Source organism: Pseudoalteromonas sp. Z1A6 (assembly GCF_011378745.1).
In the GTDB taxonomy this organism is placed as follows: Bacteria; Pseudomonadota; Gammaproteobacteria; order Enterobacterales; family Alteromonadaceae; genus Pseudoalteromonas; species Pseudoalteromonas arctica.
Genome location: NZ_WTKW01000246.1, coordinates 1 through 6443, shown reverse-complemented (window position 1 = coordinate 6443; position 6443 = coordinate 1). Strand labels below are relative to the sequence as shown.

5 protein-coding genes and 1 pseudogene are annotated in these 6443 nt (G+C 35.1%); 4 read left to right on the top strand and 2 right to left on the bottom strand.

All coding sequences use genetic code 11. The annotated features are described in order from the left end of the window. On the bottom strand, positions 1-1557 hold a 1557-nt coding region (locus tag GQR46_RS14460; RefSeq protein WP_346766803.1), incomplete at its 3' end, for a two-component regulator propeller domain-containing protein. A 166-nt stretch (positions 1558-1723) separates the two neighbouring features. Between GQR46_RS14460 and GQR46_RS14455 the strand changes: the two genes are divergently transcribed. From GQR46_RS14455 to GQR46_RS14445, 3 genes are all read left to right on the top strand, one after another. Next, on the top strand, positions 1724-2275 hold the full coding sequence (locus tag GQR46_RS14455; protein WP_165741307.1) for a hydrolase: 552 nt from the start codon (positions 1724-1726) through the stop codon (positions 2273-2275). 148 nt (positions 2276-2423) lie between these two features. Further along, positions 2424-3890 carry a methyl-accepting chemotaxis protein gene (locus GQR46_RS14450; RefSeq protein ID WP_165728422.1) on the top strand — a complete coding sequence of 489 codons (1467 nt, stop codon included), beginning with the start codon at positions 2424-2426 and terminating at the stop codon, positions 3888-3890. Next, entirely contained in the window at positions 3874-4398 is a 525-nt protein-coding gene (locus GQR46_RS14445; RefSeq protein ID WP_007581838.1) for a DUF6436 domain-containing protein, read from the top strand. The genes GQR46_RS14450 and GQR46_RS14445 overlap by 17 nt, the downstream gene beginning before the upstream one ends. Before the next feature lie 60 nt (positions 4399-4458). Here the strand turns inward: GQR46_RS14445 and GQR46_RS14440 are convergent. Beyond that, positions 4459-5008: pseudogene (locus GQR46_RS14440) on the bottom strand (TMEM165/GDT1 family protein). A 590-nt stretch (positions 5009-5598) separates the two neighbouring features. Between GQR46_RS14440 and GQR46_RS14435 the strand changes: the two are divergent. Next, positions 5599-6180, top strand: a complete 582-nt coding sequence (locus GQR46_RS14435) for a helix-turn-helix transcriptional regulator (RefSeq protein WP_101164255.1) — start codon at positions 5599-5601, stop codon at positions 6178-6180. The last annotated feature ends 263 nt before the right edge of the window (positions 6181-6443 follow it).

Below are 6443 nucleotides of genomic sequence, written 5' to 3'. Positions count from 1 at the left end.
TTTTTCGTTGTACCTAAAAAAACTTTTTGATGTGCCAAGTACAAACTCTTCAGGATGTGTGTCGAGGGGTTTATAAAAAGCATAAGAAAATAAAGGGTCAACTTGCTCTTTGAGTCCTTTAATAATTCTTGTTTTTCCGGTTGTTTCATTAAAAATATAAAAATTATCATCAGACATAAATGCATATTTATTTGCATCAACTTGGGCAAAACCAAATAAGTTGAGCTGGTTAATTACATTATTGTCTGTGTCTTTATTTTCAATAACTTTACCCGTTTGCTTATCAAAAAGTTTAAAACCATCATAAGTAACAAGCCAAAGAAATTGATCGTTTCCAATTGAAGACGCAAAAATATCAAATACCGCAGATGCTCCGTATATTGCTTTTGAGTCGGTCGAGCTTAAATATACTTCACTTTTATTTGTTGATTTGTTATAGCGCGCAATTCCATCTTCTGTTCCTAGCCATATAATATTATTTTTATCTTGGTAGGTGGCATGAACAGTATTGTTACCGGGTAAAAAAATGTGTTTAAACCGTCGGGTTTTAATTGGCCAGGTAAACACGCCTTGGGTTCTAGATGCGAGCCAAAGCACGCCGGACTTATCAATCATTAGATCGTTGATTGAGTTTTCATTAATATTAAACTTACTTTTTTCATAATTTAATATGAACTCTAACTCTTTGGTTTCGCGGTGATAACTAAATAATCCACTTTCGGTTGCTACAAACTCGCCGTAAACAGTATTGGCATAATCCCATATATTATAATCAGGAATTAATGTTGTAACATTTGCTGCAGATATATTTTTGTTATTATCAAATGCTAATTGATACATACCTTCGACAGTACCAACAAGTAATCCTAATTCATTATCAACACTTAAAAATTTGACGTTTATATTATCTATCGTATTTTTTTCAGGGGGATGAAGAGGGATTTTTACAAGTTCTGAATTATCTATATTTGCAGTGTATAAACCATCATTTGTACCAATATATAAAGTGTTTTTATATATCGTTAATGACCTAATGTAGTCCCTTTTATTTGGGAGTGCTAGCTTAAGTGTAAAGTGTTTACTCGTCTCATCAAATGTATATATTTGACCATCTATGGCGAAGTAAAAAGTATCTTGTTGCTGAGTCATTGCGGAGATTGGAGAAAACATCTTTTTTTCTTTATCTATTTGACCAGAATAGATTTTTTCGGTTTTTAAAGTGAGGGGATCTATTATATACGCACCAGAAAGATCAGTTGAGACAATGATTTTTCCGTCTTCGGCTTTAAATAATGCATAAATATAGTGTTTATCTAAGCCAAAGCCACCATTAAAAGTTTTTACTTTATAACCATCAAAACGGTTTAAACCCTGTTGGGTTGCTATCCATATGAAGCCAATGTCATCTTCTTGCGACTGCAAAACGTAACTTTGCGAGAGACCTTCGTCAGTAGAAATTCGTTGTAATTGTTGAGCATAGTTTTGTGATGCAAAAGTGCTTTGGATGCATAGTAAAAAAACAATGGTGATATGAAAAAAAAGTTTGCTCAAACGCACTTATAAACACTCTCAGTGGAGGATAGGATGATACTTAGCTAGATAGTAAATATAGCATAAGTTTTTATTTTTTAATTGCAAATAATATACGTAAAGTTAAAAGCTCTATTTTCAAATAGTGAGCTAATCTATATAGATAACAGTTAATATTCATAAGGAGAGTATAGTGGTTTTATCTAATATTGATGCAAAAAATAGCGTGTTATTAATAATAGACTTACAAGAGTTGCTTGCTCCTGCAATTAAAGACTTTCCGAATATTTTAAAAAGTACATTGCAGTTAGCGCAGGCGGGTATTATTCACGGCGTCCCAGTCTTAATAACCGAGCAATATGTCAAGGGGTTGGGCGAGACTAATCAGCAAATTAAAAATACGTTACCTAATGCTACGTATTTTCATAAAACGTACTTTAGTGCGTGTGCAGAGCCTGGCTTTGTTGATAAGTTAAAAAGCTATGGTAAAAAGCAAGTTGTTGTTGTTGGCACTGAAGCGCATGTGTGTGTTTTACAAACATGCTTAGATTTAATAGAAAATGGTTTTGAAGTTATTATCGTACACGACGGAGTTGGCTCGAGAAATCCGCAACATAAAAATTTGGCGATTGAACAGCTACGCCAAGCTGGTTCGGTAATTTCATGCGCTGAAATAGTTATTTTTCAATGGACAAAAAAAGCAGCAACGCCTACGTTTAAAAAAATACTGCCTATAATTAAGTAGACCGCATGTATATAATGTAAATTAAATGTATTATTTTTTGACGTGTCGGTAGTTTATTATTGTGTTCAGTAAACTGAAACTCGTTTTGATACGTATATTGCAGACTGCTTTATAAAACAACAATGCAAACAACAATTTTAAGGTTCTTATGTCTAGTATTGGCCGGTTATTTACAATTATTTTTAGTCTTTTGTTTGTCGAATCTATCGCTATTGGCTTGTATTTCGACACATTAGCGCAGGCCTTTATGATAGGTTTGCCATTGTGTTTATTACCTATATGGCTTTTAAACACACAAGGGGATAGTCCTGTTACCCCTCATGTTGTAGCTGCCGCCATAATGATGTTTTCTTTTTTGCACATACAACAAACTTTTGGGCTGATTGAAGTCCATTTTGAAATATTTATTTTAATGCCCATGTTAATTGTTTTTGTACAGTGGCGAGTGTTTATTACTACAATTGTATTTGTAGCTGTTCATCATTTATCTTTTTATTATTTACAAACTCAAAATACAGGATTTTATGTATTTGACCCTGATAGGCTTGCTTTTACTACGGTGCTTATTCATGCTGGATACGCAATAGTTGAAGTGTTAGTTGCAGGCTACATTGCCGTAATGTTGCAACGCGAACGTCGTGCTGGCTTATCTTTAAGTTATGCGACAGAGCAAATAATGAAAGACCCTGAAAACATTAAACTCTCTCTTCGTGCTGATGACACTAAAAGTGAGGCTGTAACAGGGTTTAACACGTTACTAGATTACTTATCTGATGTTATTAAACAGGTACAAACTCAATCAGAATCACTGCAAAAAAACTCACAAGAGCTTATACATGTTCATGATCAGCTGGCCGGTGGTGCAGTGCAGCGTACACAACAAACTGATGATATTGCTAATTCTGGCGCTCAAGTTGCTAATGGTTTTAAACTTGTAGAAGAAGAAAGTGAGGTACTTAAGCGCCAAGTTGATCACATTACACAATCTGCAGGTGATGCATTAAAAGAAGTGCTTCAAACAGACGCTAAAAGTAGAGAGTTGTTAACACTACTTAACCATACCGAAGAAAAAATAAACCACTTAGTGGCAGCGGGCGATGTTATTTCAGGTCTTCTTAATGAGATATCAGGTATTGCTGAGCAAACAAACTTACTTGCTTTAAATGCCGCTATTGAAGCAGCCCGTGCAGGCGAACATGGTCGAGGTTTTGCTGTCGTTGCTGATGAGGTAAGATCTTTAGCTAACCATAGTAAAGCAACAACAGATAAAATTAGTCTAACATTAAAAGATCTTGTTAATAATAGTAAAACGTCAACACAATCAATGAGTCAGTGTGTGAATTTTGTAGTCGATTTAACAAGTATTAGTGCTGCAATGAAAGAGAATATTTCAGCAATGAGCGAGCAAATAGCCGCAGTATCTTCAAGCTCTGACTCAGTTGCACAAGTTGTAGCTGAGCAGGCAGGTAATACTGAATTAATAGCAAGCAGTACTGATACTATGCGCCAAAATCAGTACCAAGATACGCAAATAGTGCAGCAGTTAACCGCTAAGGTGCAGTTAATCGATGTAAGTATTGATGTGTTAGAGCAAAGCATTGCCAAGTTTAAATAAATCTAACACTTTCGTATTTTCGCTTATAGCTACATGGCTTATTTGTGTTGTTGCAGGGTTAGTTTATTTTCAATTAGAGCAGCTTAAACCGTTTGACAGCTCAAAAGTTTTATTGCAAAAACACTGGTTTAATAACTTTAAAAAGCAATTGGATTGGGTTGATACTGGTGAGCCGTCTTTAGTGCTTATAACAGAAAAAAAATGCGGGTGTACTATACAAGCTAAGCCGCATATTTCATCGTTAACCTCTTTTGCTGCCAATAAAGCTATGAAGGTTGTACAAGTTGAATTAACACCAAAGCTTAAACACGTTATTCCGGCAACGCCTGCCGCCGTTATTATTAATAAAAACGGTGAGTTTGTTTATGCTGGGCCGCTCTCTGAAGGATTAGCTTGTGCCCAAGGAAGTGGTTTTGTTGAAACTGCGGTCACTAATTTAGCTGCTGGTTTTAACTCAAATCTCTTAATTACACAAACCAAGGGATGTTACTGTGTAAATAATGCATAAATAACGTATCGATAAACTAAAGCTCGCACTTAAATCAATAGTTGCGAGCTTTAATATTGATTAAATTGTAACTAAGCCATAAATACCTAATGACACAAGCAGCAATAGCACGTACGGTGTTTAGAGATATTCTTTTTAGTAATGCATTACCAGCGTATATAACAGGCACGTTAGCAATTAGCATACCTAACGTAGTTCCTACTGTTACCCAAAACACAGACTGATATTGTGCCCCTAACAACACCGTCGCTATTTGTGTTTTATCACCAATTTCTGCAATAAAAAATAATACAAAAGCGACTAAAAAAGCCCCGTAGCTATCGTATTTACTACTTACAGCTTCGTCTTTGTCTGGAACTAATAGCCAAAGGCCAACAACAATAAAGCTGATGTTTACAAGCCAAGGCAAATATTCAGAAGAAAAACTATTACTTAACCACTGTCCAAACCACGCTGATAAACCATGATTGAGTAAGGTTGCGGCTAAAATACCAAGAATAAGCGCGCTTTTATTACGAAAACGGGCTGCTAATAGGAGTGATAAAAGCTGAGTTTTATCGCCTATTTCGGCAAGTGTGACAGTGACGGTTGAGGTTAAAAAAACTTCCATTATTGATTCTTACAGGCGGGAATACTAAACCAAGGCAAACAACTATCTCCCGCCATGAGGATAGTGTCTACCTAGGTCTCGCCGATAACGCTTGCTACAACATTACCATGCACATGAGGTGCAATTATGTTGATAAGTTTACTCATTACTGAGCGGGCTACTCCCCTAAGAGGCGGGCATTATTCCACAAAACTTTTGCGTGGTAAATATTAAGAATCGAATATAGTTAATTTATTCGGGAGTAATAAAGTTAGCTTTTGGCAATTAGTTGATAGTCAGGAAAGGGCGATAAGCCGTCACTCAGGTGAGTTGTCATTAACTTAGTAAGAATAAAAGGAAACTATCTCCTTTTTCATATGTGTAAATAAACTACAGTAAGCATAATATTTATAGCTGGTAATAATTTACACTATTTGATAATAATAGAAGCTCATGAAATAAGGACGTTTTCGCTCTAAGATAGGGAACCTTTGATAAAGCTGTTAGCAGTATGGCATTGACCTGTCGTTAAGGTGACGTAAATGTGTCGTATACAAAAAAGGAGTTTTTGAACAGGATATAGCTTCAATATATTCATGTGAGAAATACAAATGGAAATGAAACTAAACGCTAAAAAAATTATAGAAGAACGTAAAGTCAGAGCTTGGAGTCAGCAACATTTAGCTGATGTTAGTGCTGTAAGTTTAAGAACCATTCAAAGAGTAGAAAATAATGGTTCAGGTTCATTGGAAACTGTTAAAGCATTAGCTTCCTGTTTTGAGCTAGATGTTACTAAGTTATTCCAGCCTGAAATCCCATTAAAGAAAAATCACTCTAAATCCAAAATAGCAGTGTTATCTTCAATGATTGCAGCCATTTTCAGTAGTGTTTTATTTCTAGTGCCATCTACAATGGCATCAGATATTAAGATACACTCAGATAAAGTTACAACATCTAAAAATAATGATTATCGAGTTTACAGTAACAATGTAGAGATTTTCTTGCCAAAAACTCTTACTTATGAAGTGTTAGTTGATTCAAAGTGGGAAACAGCTACACCGGAAATAGCCAGTGGTAGTGTAAAGATCTATTTGGGTAACTCAGTTGTTTTTATTGAAAAAGCAATAATAACAAAAACTGAAAAAGGAACGAAAATCACTACTAATTATGCAAAATTTACTAACACTGACTAATATACTGCTAATAAGTGTCTAAGGTTGCGACCATCCATCTCCGGCCATTCGACAACATAAGATGTTGATAATAATTGACAAGGTATTTTACTGTGTCGGATGGCGCTTCGCTTATCCGATCTGCACTGGCATAAATCGGAAATAACCGACCCGTAAATTCCGTATTTATACATTAAGGTTTTTAAAGCCTTAATGTAATTAATTTTCAACCATTCAACCATTCAACTATTAAAATATTTAGCTAAACCTAATTTTACTTACAT

What these genes read in the sequence shown, in the direction of transcription:
- GQR46_RS14450 (WP_165728422.1), top strand. Translation starts at nt 2,424, where the DNA reads ATGTCTAGTATTGGCCGGTTATTTACAATTATTTTTAGTCTTTTGTTT.
- GQR46_RS14435 (WP_101164255.1), top strand. Translation starts at nt 5,599, where the DNA reads ATGGAAATGAAACTAAACGCTAAAAAAATTATAGAAGAACGTAAAGTC.